The 15,950-nt window shown below is 58.9% G+C and carries 16 protein-coding genes and 1 pseudogene; 13 read left to right on the top strand and 4 right to left on the bottom strand.

What is annotated here, in order from left to right; genetic code table 11:
• The first annotated feature begins 133 nt into the window (after nt 1-133).
• Both fadD2 and fadD1 read left to right on the top strand, forming a co-directional pair.
• Nucleotides 134-1,822: a long-chain-fatty-acid--CoA ligase FadD2 gene (gene fadD2 / locus ACA073_RS20035; protein WP_497398914.1), complete on the top strand. Its 1,689-nt coding sequence runs from the start codon at nt 134-136 to the stop codon at nt 1,820-1,822.
• A gap of 394 nt (nt 1,823-2,216) precedes the next feature.
• Complete coding sequence (gene fadD1 / locus ACA073_RS20030; protein WP_497398912.1) at nt 2,217-3,917, top strand: long-chain-fatty-acid--CoA ligase FadD1; 1,701 nt, start codon at nt 2,217-2,219, stop codon at nt 3,915-3,917.
• Nucleotides 3,918-4,097: 180 nt separating this feature from the next.
• On the opposite strand, the gene ACA073_RS20025 is transcribed toward fadD1, so the two are convergent.
• The gene (locus tag ACA073_RS20025; RefSeq protein ID WP_008032995.1) at nt 4,098-4,475 is read right to left on the bottom strand and encodes a hypothetical protein; all 378 of its coding nucleotides are present in this window, start codon (nt 4,473-4,475) and stop codon (nt 4,098-4,100) included.
• 200 nt (nt 4,476-4,675) lie between these two features.
• Here ACA073_RS20025 and ACA073_RS20020 point away from each other — a divergent pair, with 200 nt between their 5' ends.
• From ACA073_RS20020 to def, 3 genes are all read left to right on the top strand, one after another.
• The gene (locus ACA073_RS20020) at nt 4,676-4,867 is read left to right on the top strand and encodes a CsbD family protein (RefSeq protein WP_497398910.1); all 192 of its coding nucleotides are present in this window, start codon (nt 4,676-4,678) and stop codon (nt 4,865-4,867) included.
• 171 nt (nt 4,868-5,038) lie between these two features.
• Nucleotides 5,039-6,001: a YihY/virulence factor BrkB family protein gene (locus ACA073_RS20015; protein ID WP_497398908.1), complete on the top strand. Its 963-nt coding sequence runs from the start codon at nt 5,039-5,041 to the stop codon at nt 5,999-6,001.
• Nucleotides 5,998-6,537 (top strand): peptide deformylase, encoded by a 540-nt coding sequence (gene def / locus ACA073_RS20010; RefSeq protein ID WP_214378113.1) that lies wholly within the window; start codon nt 5,998-6,000, stop codon nt 6,535-6,537. The genes ACA073_RS20015 and def overlap by 4 nt, the downstream gene beginning before the upstream one ends.
• 136 nt (nt 6,538-6,673) lie before the next feature.
• Here the strand turns inward: def and ACA073_RS20005 are convergent, their stop codons facing one another.
• Nucleotides 6,674-7,090 carry a GNAT family N-acetyltransferase gene (locus tag ACA073_RS20005; protein ID WP_497398906.1) on the bottom strand — a complete coding sequence of 139 codons (417 nt, stop codon included), beginning with the start codon at nt 7,088-7,090 and terminating at the stop codon, nt 6,674-6,676.
• Between the two features lie 423 nt (nt 7,091-7,513).
• Between ACA073_RS20005 and ACA073_RS20000 the strand changes: the two genes are divergently transcribed.
• The 7 genes and pseudogenes from ACA073_RS20000 to ACA073_RS19970 all read left to right on the top strand — a co-directional run bounded on the left by ACA073_RS20000 (nt 7,514) and on the right by ACA073_RS19970 (nt 13,144).
• Nucleotides 7,514-8,455 carry a fatty acid desaturase gene (locus ACA073_RS20000; RefSeq protein ID WP_497398904.1) on the top strand — a complete coding sequence of 314 codons (942 nt, stop codon included), beginning with the start codon at nt 7,514-7,516 and terminating at the stop codon, nt 8,453-8,455.
• A 136-nt stretch (nt 8,456-8,591) separates the two neighbouring features.
• Nucleotides 8,592-9,383: a phosphate/phosphite/phosphonate ABC transporter substrate-binding protein gene (locus tag ACA073_RS19995; protein WP_497398902.1), complete on the top strand. Its 792-nt coding sequence runs from the start codon at nt 8,592-8,594 to the stop codon at nt 9,381-9,383.
• Nucleotides 9,384-9,629: 246 nt separating this feature from the next.
• A complete protein-coding gene (locus tag ACA073_RS19990; protein WP_497398900.1) occupies nt 9,630-10,163 on the top strand; it encodes a sigma-70 family RNA polymerase sigma factor in 534 nt (177 codons plus the stop codon).
• Nucleotides 10,160-11,173, top strand: coding sequence for an ABC transporter substrate-binding protein (locus tag ACA073_RS19985; protein ID WP_497398898.1), 1,014 nt, complete (start codon nt 10,160-10,162; stop codon nt 11,171-11,173). The genes ACA073_RS19990 and ACA073_RS19985 overlap by 4 nt, the downstream gene beginning before the upstream one ends.
• Nucleotides 11,174-11,823: 650 nt before the next feature.
• Nucleotides 11,824-12,372 carry a PAS domain-containing protein gene (locus tag ACA073_RS19980; protein WP_497398896.1) on the top strand — a complete coding sequence of 183 codons (549 nt, stop codon included), beginning with the start codon at nt 11,824-11,826 and terminating at the stop codon, nt 12,370-12,372.
• 25 nt (nt 12,373-12,397) lie between these two features.
• Nucleotides 12,398-12,553 (top strand): annotated as a pseudogene (locus ACA073_RS19975) (PAS domain-containing protein); the annotation flags it as partial.
• Between the two features lie 18 nt (nt 12,554-12,571).
• The gene (locus ACA073_RS19970) at nt 12,572-13,144 is read left to right on the top strand and encodes a methyl-accepting chemotaxis protein (protein ID WP_497404161.1); all 573 of its coding nucleotides are present in this window, start codon (nt 12,572-12,574) and stop codon (nt 13,142-13,144) included.
• Between the two features lie 192 nt (nt 13,145-13,336).
• On the opposite strand, the gene ACA073_RS19965 is transcribed toward ACA073_RS19970, so the two are convergent.
• Nucleotides 13,337-13,969: a glutathione S-transferase family protein gene (locus tag ACA073_RS19965; protein ID WP_497398894.1), complete on the bottom strand. Its 633-nt coding sequence runs from the start codon at nt 13,967-13,969 to the stop codon at nt 13,337-13,339.
• Nucleotides 13,970-14,123: 154 nt separating this feature from the next.
• Complete coding sequence (gntR, locus tag ACA073_RS19960) at nt 14,124-15,155, bottom strand: HTH-type transcriptional regulator GntR (RefSeq protein ID WP_497398892.1); 1,032 nt, start codon at nt 15,153-15,155, stop codon at nt 14,124-14,126.
• A 215-nt stretch (nt 15,156-15,370) separates the two neighbouring features.
• On the opposite strand from gntR, the gene ACA073_RS19955 reads away from it, so the two are divergent.
• Complete coding sequence (locus ACA073_RS19955) at nt 15,371-15,904, top strand: gluconokinase (RefSeq protein ID WP_497398890.1); 534 nt, start codon at nt 15,371-15,373, stop codon at nt 15,902-15,904.
• Nucleotides 15,905-15,950 lie beyond the last annotated feature (46 nt).

Raw genomic sequence — 15,950 nt, 5'->3', positions numbered from 1 at the left:
CAATGTCGCCCATTGGCATATTTGCCTGTTTCGTCATAGCTGCTAGTGTCCGTGAAGCTCCGCATTTTGCTTTTTGTTTTCAAGACAGCAGAAAGCGGCCCCCGGATAGGTTCAGGTAAAGAGGACAAGAACAATGCAACCTGATTTCTGGAATGACAAACGCCCGGCCGGCGTGCCCCTGGACATCGATCAAGGGGCCTACAAGTCGGTGATCGAGGTGTTCGAGCGTTCCTGCAAGAAATTTGCTGACCGCCCGGCCTTCAGCAACATGGGCGTGACCCTGACCTACGCCGAGCTGGAACGCTACAGCGCCGCGTTCGCCGGTTACTTGCAAACCCACACCGACCTGGTGCCGGGGGATCGCATCGCGGTGCAGATGCCCAATGTCCTGCAATACCCGATTGCCGTGTTTGGTGCGTTGCGCGCCGGGCTGATCGTGGTCAACACCAACCCGCTGTACACCGCGCGGGAGATGCGTCATCAGTTCAAGGATTCCGGTGCCCGGGCGCTGGTCTACCTGAACATCTTCGGGCAGAAGGTCCAGGAAGTGCTGCCCGACACCGACCTGCAATACCTGATCGAAGCGAAGATGGGCGACATGATGCCCGCCGCCAAGGGCTGGCTGGTCAACACCCTGGTGCGCAAGGTCAAGAAAATGGTTCCGGACTATTCCTTGCCGCAGGCCATTTCCTTCAAGAGCGCGCTGCGCCTGGGCCGGGGCCTGGGCATCAAGCCACTCAACGCCGGTCTCAACGATATCGCCGTGCTGCAATACACCGGCGGCACCACCGGCCTGGCGAAGGGCGCGATGCTGACCCACGGCAACCTGGTGGCGAACATGCAGCAGGTGCGGGCGTGCCTGGGGCAGTTCGGCAACGATGGCCAGCCGCTGTTGCGCGAAGGCCAGGAGGTGATGATCGCGCCGCTGCCGCTGTACCACATCTATGCCTTCACCGCGAATTGCATGTGCATGATGGTGACCGGCAACCACAACGTGCTGATCACCAATCCACGGGACATTGGCGGTTTCATCAAGGAACTGAAGAACTGGCGGTTCTCGTGTTTGCTGGGGCTTAACACACTGTTCGTCGCGTTGATGGACCATCCGGATTTCAAGACCCTGGATTTCTCCAGCCTCAAACTGACCAACTCCGGCGGCACCGCGCTGGTCAAGGCCACCGCCGAGCGCTGGGAGCAACTGACCGGGTGCCGCATCACCGAAGGCTACGGCCTGACCGAAACCTCGCCGGTGGCGTGCACCAACCCGTACGGCAACAAGTCGCGAATCGGTACGGTCGGCCTGCCGGTGCCGGGCACCACGCTGAAAGTCATCAACGATGAAGGCGTCGAGCAGCCGATGGGCGAGCGCGGCGAACTGTGCATCAAGGGCCCGCAGATCATGAAGGGCTATTGGCAGAAACCCGAAGCCACCGCCGAAGTGCTGGATGCCGAAGGCTGGTTCAAGTCCGGCGACATCGCGGTGATCGACCCGGACGGTTTTGTGCGCATCGTCGATCGCAAGAAAGACATGATCATTGTCTCGGGTTTCAACGTGTACCCGAACGAGATCGAAGACGTGGTGATGGCTCACCCGAAAGTCGCCAACTGCGCAGTCATCGGTGTGCCGGACGAACGTTCGGGCGAGGCGGTGAAGTTGTTTGTGGTGGCGCGTGAGTCGGGGGTCAGCCTTGAAGAGCTGAAGGCCTACTGCAAGGAAAACTTCACGGCGTACAAAGTGCCCAAGCACATCGTGTTGCGTGAGTCGTTGCCGATGACGCCGGTGGGCAAGATTCTGCGGCGGGAGTTGCGGGATATTGCCTGATCGGTGAATGGCCGCGCTTCGCGCGTTCGCTGTAGGAGCGAGCTTGCTCGCGAAGGTCGTCAACGATAACGCGAGAAACCTGAAGTCACGCGGCGGCCTCTGGTTTTTCGCGAGCAAGCTCGCTCCTACACTGTCGCCTTAAGCCCCGGTTTCAGGGGGGTTCAGAGCTTTTATAGAATCTTTGCTCTAAAATGACCGCTTGTAATTCTTGAGTCACAAACGTGACTTTGTAGGACACTTTTGGCTCTAGTAGGCCCTATGCAAAGCTGCTACTCTCGGCGCGTTTTGTGACATCTAGGCCTTCTGTAAAAGCCAGACTCACCAACAATAAAACACCAATAATAATCGCATCAAATGCGATATTTGAATTCGCGTTGCTGAGGAGTGGGCTTCCATGATCGAAGACTTCTGGAAGGATAAATACCCTGCCGGGATTGCTGCCGACATCAATCCGGACGAGTATCCGAATATTCAGGCAGTGTTGAAACAGTCCTGCCAACGCTTCGCCGACAAACCGGCATTCAGTAACCTGGGCAAGACGATTACCTACGGTGAACTGTACGAATTGTCCGGTGCCTTTGCCGCTTACCTGCAACAGCATACCGACTTGCAGCCGGGCGATCGAATCGCCGTGCAGTTGCCCAACGTCTTGCAGTACCCGGTCGTGGTGTTCGGTGCCATTCGCGCCGGGCTGATCGTGGTCAATACCAACCCGCTGTACACCGCGCGGGAAATGGAACACCAGTTCAACGACTCCGGCGCCAAAGCCCTGGTGTGCCTGGCCAACATGGCGCATCTGGCCGAGACCGTCGTGCCGAAAACCGGCGTCAAGCATGTCATCGTCACCGAAGTGGCTGACCTCTTGCCGCCGCTCAAGCGTCTGCTGATCAACAGCGTCATCAAATACGTGAAGAAGATGGTCCCGGCGTATCACTTGCCCAAAGCCATCAAGTTCAACGACGTGTTGAGCAAGGGCCATGGCCAGCCAGTGGCTGAAGCCAACCCGGCCGGCAGCGACGTGGCGGTGCTGCAATACACCGGCGGCACCACCGGCGTGGCGAAGGGCGCAATGCTGACCCATCGCAACCTCGTCGCCAACATGCTGCAGTGCAAGGCGCTGATGGGGTCCAACCTCAACGAAGGCTGCGAGATCCTGATCACGCCGCTGCCGCTGTACCACATCTATGCGTTCACCTTTCATTGCATGGCGATGATGCTGATCGGCAACCACAACATCCTGATCAGCAACCCGCGCGACTTGCCGGCGATGGTCAAGGAACTGTCTAAGTGGAAGTTCAGCGGTTTCGTGGGCCTGAACACCCTGTTCGTTGCCCTGTGCAACAACGAAGGCTTCCGCAAGCTGGATTTCTCGGCGCTGAAAGTCACCCTGTCCGGCGGCATGGCCCTGCAACTGGCGGCGGCCGAGCGCTGGAAAGCGGTCACCGGTTGCGCCATCTGCGAAGGTTACGGCATGACCGAAACCAGCCCGGTGGCGACTGTGAACCCGATTCAGCACATCCAGATCGGCACCATCGGTATCCCGGTTCCGTCGACCCTGTGCAAAGTCATCGACGATGCCGGCGTGGAGCAGCCGTTGGGCGAGATCGGCGAGCTGTGTGTGAAAGGTCCGCAGGTGATGAAGGGCTACTGGCAGCGCCAGGAAGCCACCGATGAAATGCTCGACAGCGAAGGCTGGTTGAAGACCGGTGACATCGCGCTGATCCAGCCTGACGGCTACATGCGAATCGTCGATCGCAAGAAAGACATGATCCTGGTGTCCGGTTTCAACGTGTACCCGAATGAACTGGAAGACGTACTCGCGACCCTGCCAGGCGTATTGCAATGCGCGGCCATCGGCGTGCCGGACGAGAAGTCGGGCGAGGCGATCAAGATTTTCATCGTCGCCAAACCGGGTGTGACGCTGACCAAGGACCAGGTGATGGATCACATGCGTGCCAACGTCACCGGCTACAAGGTGCCGCGTTCGGTCGAGTTCCGCGATGCGCTGCCGACTACCAACGTTGGCAAGATCCTGCGTCGGGAATTGCGGGATGAAGAGCTGAAGAAGCTGAATGCGAAGAAAGTAGGCGCGTAATAAACAAAAAGCCCCGCAGATGCGGGGCTTCTTGTTTCTGATCAAGATTTCAGCGCCTGTCAGACCGCTTTCGCGAGCAAGCCCGCTCCCACATTTGACCGAGTTCCTGCAGAAAGAATGCAATCCAAAATGTGGGAGCGGGCTTGCTCGCGAAGCTTTTGCTTTTGCTTTGCTTTTGGCCTACTGGCGGAACGGCGCGAAATTGACGTTGGTGCCCGCCGGGCGCATGTCCTGCAAGTACGAATCCTTGTCCGCACTCAATTCCAGGCTCAACGCAGCCTTGCGCTTGCCCTGGTTGCGCACCACCAGCCCTTCGAGCTTCTCGCGCAGGAACACCGTCGGCACTTTCAGGTGCAGCAGTTCGTCGGTGTCCGGCGTGTGCATCAGCAGGTGAATCCATTCGTACTGACCAATGGCCAGACGCGCCACCGGGAGATCGAACCACCAGATGTTGCGGTTGCGGTTCAATTCGGCGAAATGGCAGTTGTTGACGCCAAGCACAGCACCGCCGAGTTCCTGGTTTCTGCGGGCAATGGCCTGCTTTTTATCGAGTTTCATAACATTCCTACGGGATTGGATCTTCAGCGCCACGGCCTGAATACGTTGCGCATTCTCGGGGGTTGGTCGGCAAACATAAAGCGCAACCTGCACTGAACGATGAAATGTCGCGGTGAAAATAAATGAAACTCCGCGCAAACGCCTCCGGTCAATCCTTGTGTAACGACTTTTCTCATTGATTTGTTCACAGGAGAAACACCATGAGCAGCACTGGCGATAAAGTAAAAGGCATGGCTAACGAAGCGGTCGGCAACGTCAAGCAAGGCGTCGGCAAGGCGACTGACAACACCAAACTGCAAGCCGAAGGCAAACTGCAGGAAAGGAAAGGCGAAGCTCAGCAAGCAGTAGGCAAAGCCAAGGACGCGATCAAAAAAGGTGTCGACAAGGCTTGATTCGACTTTTGATGTGTATCAGAAACGGCCATCCGCGGATGGCCGTTTTTGTGTCAGCCTGAACTTGCTCACGGAAATTGTTTCAAAGTCGCCAAGTAGGCTACTTTGATGTAGAAAACGGCCCCTGAGTCGCCACGACTTCAACCGATTTGCGGCGAAAAGGAGACGCTCATGATTTTCCCGGACATGAAAGGTTTGCCCATCCACCGTGTGATGGTGCGCACGGTCACCGAGTTCGTCGACGACGAGATGTCGACCTATGCCTCGGCGCTGGCCTATCAGATGCTGTTTTCGTTGTTTCCCTTCATTCTTTTTCTGATCGCCCTGATCGGTTTCCTGCACCTGCCGGACTTCTTCTCCTGGCTGCGCCTGCAATCGGAACTGGTCCTGCCGCCCCAGGCGCTGGAGCAGGTGAACCCGGTGATTGACCAACTCCAGCAAGCCAAGGGTGGCTTGTTGTCGGTCGGTATCGTGATCGCCCTGTGGACGGCGTCTGCCGGTGTGCGACTGATGATGAGCGCGATGAACGCTGCTTACGACGTGGTCGAAGGCCGTCCGGCGTGGAAGCGTTTTCCGCTGTCGATCATCTACACCGTCGGCATCGCCGGCATGTTGCTGATCGCCGCTGCACTGATGGTGCTCGGGCCGCAGGTGATGACCTGGTTCGCGGCGCAAGTCGGCCTCGAATACTTCATCGTCACGCTGTGGACCATCGCCCGCTGGCCGGCGGTGGTGATTCTGCTGATGGTGGCCGTGGCGCTGATTTATTACGTCATGCCCGACGTCAAACAGGAGTTCCGCTTTATCACGCCGGGTTCGGTGCTGGCCGTCGTGGTGTGGATCCTCGCGTCCGTGGGTTTCGGTCTGTACGTCAAGGAGTTCGCCAACTACAACGCCATGTATGGCAGTATCGGCGCGATCATCGTGTTGTTGCTGTACTTCTATATTTCCGCGGCGGTGCTGTTGCTTGGCGCGGAAATGAATGCGGTGATCGAACACATGTCGACCGAAGGCAAGGACCCCGGCGAAAAGGTCCCCGGCGAGCATGGTCCTGTCCATGAAGAGAAACACCACGTTTCCGGGCTGGGTCGGGATCACTCGATCAAGCCACCCACTGACGAAGTCATAAAATGATCCGTGAAATCCTGAAAATGGGCGACGAGCGCCTGCTGCGTGTTGCACCGCCGGTCCCGGCCGAAATGTTCGACAGCCCGGAGTTGTGGCAACTGATCGACGACATGTTCCAGACCATGGAAAGCGTCGGCGGGGTCGGCCTGGCTGCGCCGCAGATCGGGGTGGACCTGCAACTGGTGATCTTCGGTTTCGAGCACAGCGAGCGCTATCCGGATGCCGAAGCGGTGCCGCAGACCATTCTGATCAATCCGCTGATCACGCCGTTGAGCCCGGTGATGGAGGAGGGTTTCGAAGGCTGCCTGTCGGTGCCCGGCCTGCGCGGCGCGGTGGATCGTTACCAGCAGATTCGTTATGAAGGTTTCGACCCCAAGGGCGAGCCGGTCGTGCGCATTGCCGAGGGCTTTCATGCCCGTGTGGTGCAGCACGAATGCGATCACCTGATCGGCCGGTTGTACCCGTCGCGGATTACCGACTTCAGTAAGTTCGGGTTCACCGAAGTGATGTTCCCGGATCTCGATCCCAACGCCGACGATTGAAACCACCACAAAACCATTGTGGGAGCGGCGGTGCGACGATTCGACTTGCTCGCGAAGGCGGAGTGTCAGGCGACATCAATGCTGACTGACACTCCGCCTTCGCGAGCAAGCCCGCTCCCACAGTAATCTCTGCAGGCTACCCGACCGGTTCCAGGCCCATCGCAATCATCGGCTTGCTGCGCGCATAACGGCTCAACCGTTCGACCATGGCGTAAGGCATGGTCGGATCGCAGGTAAAGCCGCGTCGTTCATAAAAGTCGCGCAAGTCCGGATGACAGAACAGCCACACCGGTTGTTCGAGACCTTTCACCGCTTCGGCGATTAACGCCGCCGCAATCCCTTGTTCGCGGCACGCCGGATCGACGAACAAACCGGTCAGCCAATGCCCGCCCGAGACCGGGCGCAAGCACAGGGCGCCAATGATCTCGTCGCGTCTGGCGACCCACAATTGAGCGTCTCGCACCGCTTTCATCGACGATTGGTGAGCACGATAAAATTTGTTCATCAAGGGCCATAGCGGCTCGGCGAGCAAGGTGTACTGGGTGTCGGGCATGGGTGGGGTCTGTGTGTGCTCAAAGTGCGCGATTATAAAAGAACGCACGCCCGGCGATAGGTGTATACCTGATCTCACATCCCGTATGAGTGGAGTACGTATCATGGCCAAAGGCATGGATTCAAAAAAAGCGGCAAAGAAGAAACCGGCGAAAACCGCCGATGAGAAACGCGCGGACAAGAAGGCCAAGAAGGTGGATGTGTTCGGCCATTGATCCCCGCAGCAACCGAGCCTGACAGTGAACTTGTGGCGAGGGAGCTTGCTCCCGCTGGGGCGCGAAGCGGTCCTTCAAAGGGACTGCTACGCAGTCCAACGGGAGCAAGCTCCCTCGCCACACGCGTTTAGAAGAAATAACCAAATAATCTGCAAGATTTCCCGGCGCCATTGCACAGAAGGGGACTGGTCCCCGATCTGAGCAACGCCATGCCCCATTACTTCGATAGCGCCCACCGAGAAGAAATCGAAACCCTGCGCCAACGCCTGACCGCGCGCACCGAGTGGCCGACCTGGTTGCTGCTGATCGGCGTGTACGCCGGCTGGTTCAGCATCGTGCTGGGCAGTGCCCGACTGGGTGTGTGGTGGAGCACGCTGTGGTTGATTCCATTGGTGGTGCTCTGGTTGTCGGTGCAGCACGAATTGCTCCACGGGCATCCCACGCGCTGGACCACCCTGAACAAAATCCTCGGCTACGCACCGTTCGCCGTCTGGTATCCCTACACCTTGTATCGCGACAGCCACTTGCTGCATCACCGCGACGAAGACCTGACCCTGCCTGGTATCGATCCGGAAAGCCACTACCTGAGCGCCGAGCAGTGGCAGGGCCGTTCACTGTTCGAACAGAGCTTGCACTGGCTGAACAAAACCCTGCTCGGGCGCTTCCTCCTCGGTGCACCGCTGGCGTTGCTGGCGCTGGCGGGGGAAGAACTGCAACGTCTGAAAGCGGGTCAGCGGCAGGCCTGGTTGATGTGGCTGACCCACGGCGCGCTGACCCTGCTGATGTTGCTGTTCATCGCCCGTTACAGCGTGCTGCCGGTGTGGCATTACCTGTTGCTGATCAGTGTGCCGGCGCTGTCGATTGCGATGATCCGCTCTTACTACGAACACCGACCCCATGCGCAACCCGAGCAACGCACCGTGCTCAATGAAGCTGCCTGGCCGTGGCGCTGGCTGTTCCTGAACCTCAATTTTCATCTGGTGCATCACGACTTGCCGGGCCTGCCCTGGTACGACTTGCCCCGCGCCTATCACACGCGCCGCGAGCAGTGGCTGGCGCGCAGCGGCGGGTTTCTGGTGCAGGGTTATGGCCAGTTGTGGCGCGAGAATGGGATAAAGGCGATCGACAGCCCGAAACACCCGTTCCACTGAGTGCGAATGCATTCCCCCTTGTGGGAGCGGGCTTGCTCGCGAAGGCGGTTTAATTTCAACAATGATGTTGACTGACACACCGCTTTCGCGAGCAAGCCCGCTCCCACATTTGAATTTTGTTGTATGGGATATTTTGATGACTCAAGACATCGCTGAGCTACTCATGTACGTCGCCCCCGAACCGGTCCGCCAGGCCAACGAGCGCTGGTTGACGCGAATCCTCGAGCGTCTGGGCACCACTCGCCGCAATGCCGAAAAACTGTCGCTGATGGAGCTATGGCTGTCCCCGCACTTGCTGCTGACCCAAACCTGCGGCTATCCGCTGATGACCGCATTGCGCGGCCAGGTTCGGGTCATCGGCCGGCCTCGCTACGAACTGCCGGACAGTACGGGAGGCAACCATTGCAGCCTTTTGTTGAGCCGCGCCGATGATCCACGCCGGACCTTGCCTGCGTTTTTTGGCAGCCGTGGTGTGATCAACGGCGAAGACTCCAACAGCGGCATGAATTTGCTGCGTCAGCGACTGGCGCCGCTGCACCGCGACGGGCAGTTCTTCGCCAGTGTCGGTATCAGCGGCAGCCACCGCGAGAGCCTGCGCTGGCTGCGTGAAGACCAGGCCGATTTGGCGGCCATCGACAGCGTGACCTTCGCCTACCTCTCGCGCCACGCCGAAGAGGAAGTGGCGGGGCTGCGAGTGGTGGTGCGTAGCGCGTTCAGCCCGACCTTGCCGTACATCACCGCTGCGCCTGTTAGCGATGAACAGGTTGAGGCGCTGCGGCAGGTGATGAACGAGGCGTTGCGGGAGCTGCCCGATGTGGCTGAAGTCCTTGGTTTGCAGGAGGTGCTGCCGGCGAGCGAGAGCGACTATCAAATTGTTCTCGACTATCAACAGGAAGCCGAGGTGTTGGGGTTCCGGCGCCTGCGTTGACTGGAGACCATTCGCGGGCAAGCCTCGCTCCTACAAGTTCTGTGTCGATCTCTGGATTGATGATCGGCACAGAATCTGTAGGAGCGAGGCTTGCCCGCGAAGGCGATCACACGATCACCCTCAAACTTAAATTCCATAATCGAATATAAAAATGCATTTTAAGTATTATTAAAGAATAAGGCTCCTTGCTAGGATTCGCTTCACCGGACCACCGGACATTCAGCGACCTTAACCCTTGGAGCCTCTATGTCCGGCACCGACTTTTCCCATCGCAACGTCGTGGGCGGATTGTTCCGCGCCCATTACCCCTGGCTGTGCGCACGGTTGCGACGGCATCTGGGGGCCAGTCCCAACGCCGAAGACATCGCCGCCGAAACCTTCGCGCAACTGCTCGAATCCCCGGGCCTGACCCCGATTCGCGAACCTCGTGCCTTGCTCACCACCATCGCCCACCGGCTGATCTATCAGCTCTGGCGTCGCCGTGATCTGGAACGTCAGCACCTCGATCAACTGCAACACCTCGATCAGCCGCAAACGGGTTCACCCGAGGAACTGCTGCAACTGACCCAGGCATTGCACGGCCTCGACCGAACGCTGGAACGCTTGCCGGGCAAGGTCCGGGCGGCGTTCCTGTTATCGCGAATCGATGGCCTGACTTACCCGCAAATCGCCGCCGAGCTGGGCATTTCCCAACGCTCGGTCAGCGTCTACATGACCCGCTCCCAAGCGTTGTGCGCCCAGCACAGCGCCAATGAACCCTTGCACCAGAGGTCCGCATGAAATCGATCAAAACCCTGCTCGGCAGTTCGCTGCTCGCCCTGAGCCTTGTGGCCAGCCACGTTCCCGCCGCAGAAAAAACCGCACCGATCCACTTCGGTGACATCACCTGGGAAAGCGGCAGCCTGATCACCGAGATCCTGCGGTTGATCGTCGAAAAAGGTTACGGCTACCCGACCGACACCTTGCCAGGCAGCACCGTCAGCCTCGAAGCCGCGCTGGCCAAGAACGACATCCAGGTGATTGGCGAAGAGTGGGCCGGGCGCAGTCCGGCTTGGGTCAAAGCCGCCGCGGAAGGCAAAGTGTTTGGTCTGGGCGACACGGTCAAAGGCGCCACCGAAGGCTGGTGGGTGCCGGAATACGTGATCAAGGGCGACCCGGAGCGCGGCATCAAACCGCTGGCTCCCGAGCTGAAATCCGTCGCCGACCTGGCGCGCTACAAGGATGTGTTCCGCGACCCCGAAGACCCGAGCCGCGGACGCTTCCTCAACAGCCCGACCGGCTGGACCTCGGAAATCGTCAACAGTCAGAAACTCAAGGCCTATGACCTGACCGCCAGCTTCGTCAACTTCCGCACCGGCTCCGGCGCGGCGCTGGATGCCGAGGTCGCATCGTCGATCCGCCGAGGCAAACCGGTGTTGTTCTACTACTGGTCGCCGACGCCGCTGTTGGGTCGTTTCAAACTGGTGAAACTCGACGAGCCGCCGTTCGACGCCGAAGCCTGGAAGACCCTGGCCGATGCCAACAACCCGAACCCTAAAGGCACACGCTCGATGCCGGCGAGCCTGGCCATCGGCGTGTCCGCACCGTTCAAGACGCAGTATCCGGATTTGGTATCGTTCTTCGAGAAAGTCGATTTTCCGATCGGTCTGCTGAACGAGACCCTTGCCCAGATGAGCGAAAAGCGCCAGCAACCGCGTCAGGTGGCGGAAGCGTTTTTGCGGGATCAGCCGCAGGTGTGGAAGGGGTGGGTGCCGGGGGAAGTGGCTACCAAAGTGAGTTCGAGTCTGTAGTTTCTTCAGCGCCTGTTACACCGCTTTCGCGAGCAGGCTCGCTCCCACATTTAACCGGGTTCTTCCTGTAAGAATGCGATCAAACGTGGGAGCGGGCTTGCTCGCGAATGGTCTCAAGACCTACACCAACTCCGCGGCCAACGCTGCTTGCCCTGTCGGGCGCAAATCAACCCTCTCCTGAAACCGCACCAACGCCGGCCACTGATTCACCCTCGGCGGCGGTGCAGGCTCTGTTGGGCGTGCTGGCTAAAAAGTGAATCGGCCTGAGCTGAAACGATTTTGTCCTCGGTAGTGGCATAACAATGGCCTTGCAAGACTATTGCGGCTGTCTATGCTGTGTCGTAATTAACTATGTCGGTCACAATATGAGGGACCGAGGCTCAAGAGTGCGCAACCCAAGGCGCCGGCGCTGAGCAACAGGGAGCTTTTCGATAAAGGGAGTTACTTATGAATACATCAGGGTTGGCCCGGTCCCGGGCTATCAAGAGACGGATGTCTTGATAAGAGCGTTGCCACATGGACTCTCCGATTCAACATCATTGATCACCTGACCATCCCTCCTGTGGAGGAATGCGTGTGCCTGTTCCATGGAACGTTGAAAGACCAAAGAACTTTCATCAATCAAAAGACCGCGCTTAGGGTGATAGACCATGTTTAACCGACATCACAAGGCTGACCTGCTGGAAATCGAGCGCTACAGTGACGCGCTGACCGAGGCCAACGCCAAGTTGGCCGCCGTCAGCCGTTCGATGGCGATGATTGAGTTCACCCCTGAAGGCATCATCCTCGATGCCAACGAAAACTTTTGCGCCGCCATGGGTTACAGCGTCGAAGAAGTGCGTGGCAAACATCACCGGATCTTTTGCGAAGAAGCGTTTTATCGCAGCGAAGACTACGCCAGATTGTGGCGTGAGCTGGCCCGTGGCGAACCGGTCAGCGGCACCTTCCTGCGCTTGGACAAGCGGGGCAAGGAGATCTGGCTCGAAGCCAGTTACATGCCGGTTTTCGGCCCCGACCGCCAGGTAAAAAGCGTGATCAAAGTGGCCACCGACATCTCTGCCAGGGTTTACAAGGAACACGAAAGCGAAAGCATGCTCGCGGCGCTCGGTCGTTCCATGGCGGTAATCGAATTCACCCCCGAAGGTCATGTGATCACCGCCAATGAAAACTTCCTGAAGACCCACCCATTACTCGCTTAAAGAAGTCGTTGGCCAACACCACAGCCTGTTTTGCCACCGCGCCGAAGCCGAATCCCAGGCTTACAAAGCGTTCTGGGCCTCACTGAATCGCGGCGAATATCACTCGCAACGTTTTGAACGCAAAGATAAACACGGCCATACCCTTTTCCTTGAAGCGTCCTACAACCCGTTGTTCGACACCAAGGGCCGGCTGTACAAAGTGGTCAAGTTCGCCAGCGACATCACGAATCAGGTGACCACCCTGCAAACCGCTGCCGAATCGGCCCACAGCACCTCGGTCCAGAACGACGCCTGTGCGCAGAAGGGGTCGCAGGTGGTGCAGCAAACGGTGCAGATCATCCAGGACATTTCCAGGGATTTGAACGAGGCGGCGTTGAGCATCGACGCGGTCAGCAAGCAGTCCGACAGCATCGGCACCATCGTCCAGACCATCCGCGGCATTGCCGATCAGACCAACCTGCTGGCGCTCAACGCGGCGATCGAAGCGGCCCGGGCCGGGGAGCACGGGCGTGGCTTCGCAGTCGTCGCCGATGAGGTTCGCAGCCTCGCCGCACGGACCAGCCAGGCGACGCTGGAGATCGTCGACGTGGTGCGCAAGAACCACGATTTGTCATTGAGCGCGGTGTCGAGCATGCAGTCGAGTTTGAGCCGGACCGGTCTCGGGGTGGAACTGGCAAACGAGGCGGGGGAGGTGATCCTGGAAATTCAGCAGGGGTCGCGGCATGTCGTGGATGCGATCAGCCAGTTCAACTCAACGCTGCAGTTGAACTGAAACACCGATCTGTAGGAGCGAGCTTGCTCGCGATGGACTTCAGAACGCCACGTTTACTCAGGTAATACGCGTTTTCGTTCACGACCATCGCGAGCAAGCTCGCTCCTACAGTGCATCACCTTCGCTTGACTGACTGGCATTACGGCTTGCCGCCGGGCGGCAGCCGTCGACCACCGCGAAGCTGGCATGGCTTCAAGGCAGGCCGTTGCAGCCATGTTTCAGGAATCCCGGGCGTTGCGCCAACCGTTGGAAATACTCGTCGATGGCGGGGAAGTCAGGTCGATCCATCGGTGTCATCAGCCAGCGGTTGACTGACAGCCCGATGACAATGTCGGCCAGCGTGAACCGTGGTCCGGCGACATAGGCTTTGGTGGTCGCGAGTTGATGCTCAAGAATGCTCATCTTCTGATTCCAGTCGCGCACGCCGGTGGCAATGCGATGCGCGTCCTGGAACTCCGGATCTTTGCGCACCAGCGCCGTAAACGCGTAGCTCCAGGAAGTATTGAGATCGGTGGCTTGCCAGTCCATCCATTGCTCAACCCGAGCACGCGCCGCCGGTTCGTGTGGCAGCAGATCCGCATGCGGGTGTTTGCCGGCCAGATAGCGGCAGATGGTGTTGGACTCCCACAGCACGCCGGCCTCATCGACGATCACTGGCACCTGCGCGTTGGGGTTGAGCCGGGTAAATTCCGGGCTGTGGGTCGATGCGAACCCGCTGCCCCAGTCCTCGCGCTCGTAGGAAAGGCCCAATTCGTCGCAGGTCCAAAGGACTTTTCTGACGTTGATGGACGACGCTTTACCGAGAATCTTCAGTGCATGTTCCATTGAGCCACTCCTATAGCGATCAGACGCTTTTGGAATCTACTACCCGTACGGACAGAATACCCCTGTAGGAGTCGGCTTGCTGGCGATGGCATCACCTCGCTGTATCTGACGGACCGAGGTGATGCCATCGCCAGCAAGCCGGCTCCTACAGGGTTTACGTGCTTTCGCGCACCTTCAACTCAAACCCCATGTCCTGCACCGGCTTCGCCACCGTGTTGCCTGCCATCAAGGTCAGCATCTGCTCCGCCGCGCGTCGGCCAATCGCCTCGCGCGGGGTGCTGATGCTGCTCAGGCGCGGGACCATGTGGGCCGAGGCCGGCAGGTCGTTGAAACCGAGGATCGCCACCTGTTCGGGGATTTTGATTCCGCAGCGCATCGCTTCAAGCAGTGCGCCTTGCGCCAGGTCGTCATTGCCGAAGAAGATTGCATCGACATCAGGATGACTGGCGATCAGTTGCAGGAACAATTCGCCACCCAGACCGACGGAGGACGCGCGCGGGGTCAGCACTTCCAGATCCGGGTCATACCGACCGGCCTTTTGCAGGGCTTTGCGGAACCCTTCGCCGCGCAGCAACGTGCGTTGATCCAGTTGCGCGCCGATGTAAGACAGGCGTTTGCGACCGCGTGACAGCAAATGCTCCGCCGCCGTTTCACCGGCGGCGAGCTGCGAGAAACCGACACAATTGAGCCCGGCGGCACTGTCCAGTTCCATCATGTACACGCAGGGAATATTGCTCGCCTCGATCATCCGTCGCGAACTCTCGGTGCGATCAAACCCGGTCAACAGCAAGCCGCGCGGCTGATACGCCATGTAATTACGCAGCAGGTTTTCTTCTTCATCACGCGAGTAGTGAAAGTTGCCGATCAGCACTTCGAAGCCCTTGGGACGCAAAACCTGATGAATGGCTTCCAGCGTGTCGATGAACAGCAAGTTGGACAGCGACGGCACCAACACCACCACGGAATGGCTCTGGGCCGAGGCTAACGCGCGGGCGGCGGGGTTGACCACGTAGTTGAGTTCAAGCGCCGCTTTCTGGACTTTTTCCACCAGTTCAGTGGCCACCGTGCTGACGCCGCGCAAGGCGCGGGAGGCGGTAATCGGGCTGACGCCGGCCAGTCGGGCGACTTCATTCAGAGTAGGGCGGCCAGTGGTTCGAGTATTTTTATCGTTTTTAGGAGAGGTCATCGGGCGGCTTGCCAAACAAAATTCAAGGCACTAAGGTAGCGCTGTCCCGAAGCCGCTGCAAATGCGTAAGCGAGTTTTGCCTGAACCTCGCTTTTCGGCGTCGGGAACGAACATGCTGCAACCCACAAAAATGACAAGAAGGCGTCGGCAACTTCTACTTTTCGTCGAGTGTCATAACTGGCAAAGGTAGCGCTGTCTGCGCGCTGAGGTGTTACATGAATCATCCCATCACCGCCCTGGTCATCATGGGCGTTGCCGGTTGCGGCAAGACGTGCGTCAGCGAAGCCTTGTGCGAGCTCAGCGGCGCCACTGCCATTGAAGGCGACACTTTTCACCCTGCCGCCAATATCGAAAAGATGAGCGCAGGCATTCCCCTGAACGACGACGACCGCGCCGGCTGGCTCGACAGCCTGTGCGACGAACTGCGCCGCGTCGATGCCAAGGGCGAACGCCCGGTGCTGACCTGCTCGGCCCTCAAACACATCTATCGCGAACGTCTGCGCAGCGCCTTGCCGGGCCTGGGCTTCGTGTTCCTTGAACTCACGCCTGAAGTGGCTGCCGATCGTGTCTCCCATCGGCCGGGCCATTTCATGCCGTCGACCTTGATCGACAGCCAGTTCGCCACCCTTGAGTCCCCCGTTGGCGAGCCGCTGACCCTGGCCCTCGACGCCTCGAACCACAGCGTCGATGAGTTGGCCGTTCAAGCGCACCACTGGTGGCTGGAACACGGCTTGAAACGCGCCGGTTAATTTTTCTTGAAGAGATAGCGCTGTCCTTATGGCTTTCGAATTACCC

It is taken from the genome of Pseudomonas sp. LBUM1670 (genome assembly GCF_059695695.1).
The sequence above is the reverse complement of the archived record's forward strand: the minus strand, read 5'-3'. Positions and strand labels throughout refer to the sequence as shown.

Coding starts and splice junctions, on each gene's coding strand:
- fadD2 (WP_497398914.1), top strand. CDS start 134: ATGCAACCTGATTTCTGGAATGACAAACGCCCGGCCGGCGTGCCCCTG.
- fadD1 (WP_497398912.1), top strand. CDS start 2,217: ATGATCGAAGACTTCTGGAAGGATAAATACCCTGCCGGGATTGCTGCC.
- ACA073_RS20025 (WP_008032995.1), bottom strand. CDS start 4,475: ATGAAACTCGATAAAAAGCAGGCCATTGCCCGCAGAAACCAGGAACTC.
- ACA073_RS20020 (WP_497398910.1), top strand. CDS start 4,676: ATGAGCAGCACTGGCGATAAAGTAAAAGGCATGGCTAACGAAGCGGTC.
- ACA073_RS20015 (WP_497398908.1), top strand. CDS start 5,039: ATGATTTTCCCGGACATGAAAGGTTTGCCCATCCACCGTGTGATGGTG.
- def (WP_214378113.1), top strand. CDS start 5,998: ATGATCCGTGAAATCCTGAAAATGGGCGACGAGCGCCTGCTGCGTGTT.
- ACA073_RS20005 (WP_497398906.1), bottom strand. CDS start 7,090: ATGCCCGACACCCAGTACACCTTGCTCGCCGAGCCGCTATGGCCCTTG.
- ACA073_RS20000 (WP_497398904.1), top strand. CDS start 7,514: ATGCCCCATTACTTCGATAGCGCCCACCGAGAAGAAATCGAAACCCTG.
- ACA073_RS19995 (WP_497398902.1), top strand. CDS start 8,592: ATGACTCAAGACATCGCTGAGCTACTCATGTACGTCGCCCCCGAACCG.
- ACA073_RS19990 (WP_497398900.1), top strand. CDS start 9,630: ATGTCCGGCACCGACTTTTCCCATCGCAACGTCGTGGGCGGATTGTTC.
- ACA073_RS19985 (WP_497398898.1), top strand. CDS start 10,160: ATGAAATCGATCAAAACCCTGCTCGGCAGTTCGCTGCTCGCCCTGAGC.
- ACA073_RS19980 (WP_497398896.1), top strand. CDS start 11,824: ATGTTTAACCGACATCACAAGGCTGACCTGCTGGAAATCGAGCGCTAC.
- ACA073_RS19965 (WP_497398894.1), bottom strand. CDS start 13,969: ATGGAACATGCACTGAAGATTCTCGGTAAAGCGTCGTCCATCAACGTC.
- gntR (WP_497398892.1), bottom strand. CDS start 15,155: ATGACCTCTCCTAAAAACGATAAAAATACTCGAACCACTGGCCGCCCT.
- ACA073_RS19955 (WP_497398890.1), top strand. CDS start 15,371: ATGAATCATCCCATCACCGCCCTGGTCATCATGGGCGTTGCCGGTTGC.